The sequence below is a fragment of the Ruegeria sp. AL12 genome (assembly GCF_056540885.1).
In genome coordinates, this window is the sequence record NZ_JBQFXN010000046.1 from 1 (window position 1) to 1362 (window position 1362).

The 1362-nt window shown below is 56.6% G+C and carries 2 protein-coding genes; one reads left to right on the forward strand and one right to left on the reverse strand.

Annotated elements, in window-relative coordinates; all coding sequences use genetic code 11:
- On the forward strand, nucleotides 1-435 hold a 435-nt coding region (locus ACR0C6_RS21200), incomplete at its 5' end, for a hypothetical protein (RefSeq protein ID WP_480621072.1).
- Between the two features lie 4 nt (nucleotides 436-439).
- Here ACR0C6_RS21200 and ACR0C6_RS21205 read toward each other — a convergent pair.
- Nucleotides 440-1204, reverse strand: coding sequence for a sulfite exporter TauE/SafE family protein (locus ACR0C6_RS21205; RefSeq protein ID WP_480483751.1), 765 nt, complete (start codon nucleotides 1202-1204; stop codon nucleotides 440-442).
- Nucleotides 1205-1362: the final 158 nt, after the last annotated feature.

The window sequence follows — 1362 nt, forward strand, 5'->3', positions numbered from 1 at the left end:
CCAAGCCGGGCGAGCCTGCTGTTTTTGCCACATGGCGTGCGGGTTCTGTCGGCCTGGCTGCTGGGGTGGCGCGCGGTATTTGCGTTGCTGCCGGGTGTGTTCATCGTCTTTGCTTATCTGGCGGGAACGGATGTTTTCCTGCCCACCCGCCTGCTGGCAATTGCTGTCGCGGTTCTGACAGTTCCTGCGGTTTTCTATCTGCTCAAGGCTGTCGGATGGGACCTGTTCCCCAACCCGAACCGCAAACCCTGCTGGATTTGCGTTATGGGCGTGGGCATAGCCACATCCATTCTGGTCTCTGGCCTGACCAATCTGGTCTTTGGCAGTGCAACGGTTGAGTACATCGCCTTCCTGATCGGCGACATCTCGGGCCTGTTCTTTCTGATGCTGGGTCTGTATTTCGCGTTCCGATTTGCAGACAGGCGACCGGGCTAGCGCCTTAGCCCATCAGGCCACGCCGCAGCAGGTTCAATCCCGCCACCAGTAAAACGAACAGCGTGGCCTTGCGAAAGCTGGCCTGATCGATGCGATCCTGCAGTTTCAAACCAACCCACATGCCAAGCATGGCGGGAAAGATCAGTATTACTGAAAACGGAACCGTTTGCACCCGCAGAAAACCGGACCAGACATGCGCGGCCAGTAACATGACCGCCCCCAATCCATAGATGACGCCCTGAATTCGGATCTGCTCGGCCTTCGGGGTATTCAAAGCCGTCAGATAAGCAACTGTGGGAGGACCCCAGATGCCCGACATGCCACCCACGAACCCGGCGACGCCGCCAACAATAGCCTCAACACCGGTTGATGGATGATGTAGCACCAGCCTGACGCCCAGAACCTGCACAAGGGCGAAGAAGGACACGAATGCACCGATCAGCAGCAGGAAGACCGAGCCGGGCACCAGCGTAACCAGCTGTGCGCTCAGCACCAGAAAAATACCGCCAACGACCAGGAACACCCGAAATCGTCGAATAGAGCTGAGTGCGGCGCTGGCGCCCCCGCGAAAAGCCTGAACGCCGTTGGTGACAAGGGTCGGCAGAATAAGCCCTGCCAGGGTCAGATCCGGTGGCAGAAACGAATTCAGGCCAGATACAAACACCATGGGCATGGCAAATCCAACCATGCCCTTGACCCATCCGGCGGCAAAGGCGACGGCGATGGCAAGTAACAGCTCTTGCGGCGACAGAAGGGAAAACAGGTCCATGCCTTCTAGATATCATCTGGATTTTCTTCTGCATTGCAAAAATGATAAGGTAATTTTTGAACTTTCTAGCAGCAAATTGAGTATTTTTGTTGCGCTGCACGTGCAGCATGATATGACCAGACGACCGAGGAAAGGACGCGATTCATGGCCCACGACGG

Coding starts and splice junctions, on each gene's coding strand:
- ACR0C6_RS21205 (WP_480483751.1), bottom strand. CDS start 1,204: ATGGACCTGTTTTCCCTTCTGTCGCCGCAAGAGCTGTTACTTGCCATC.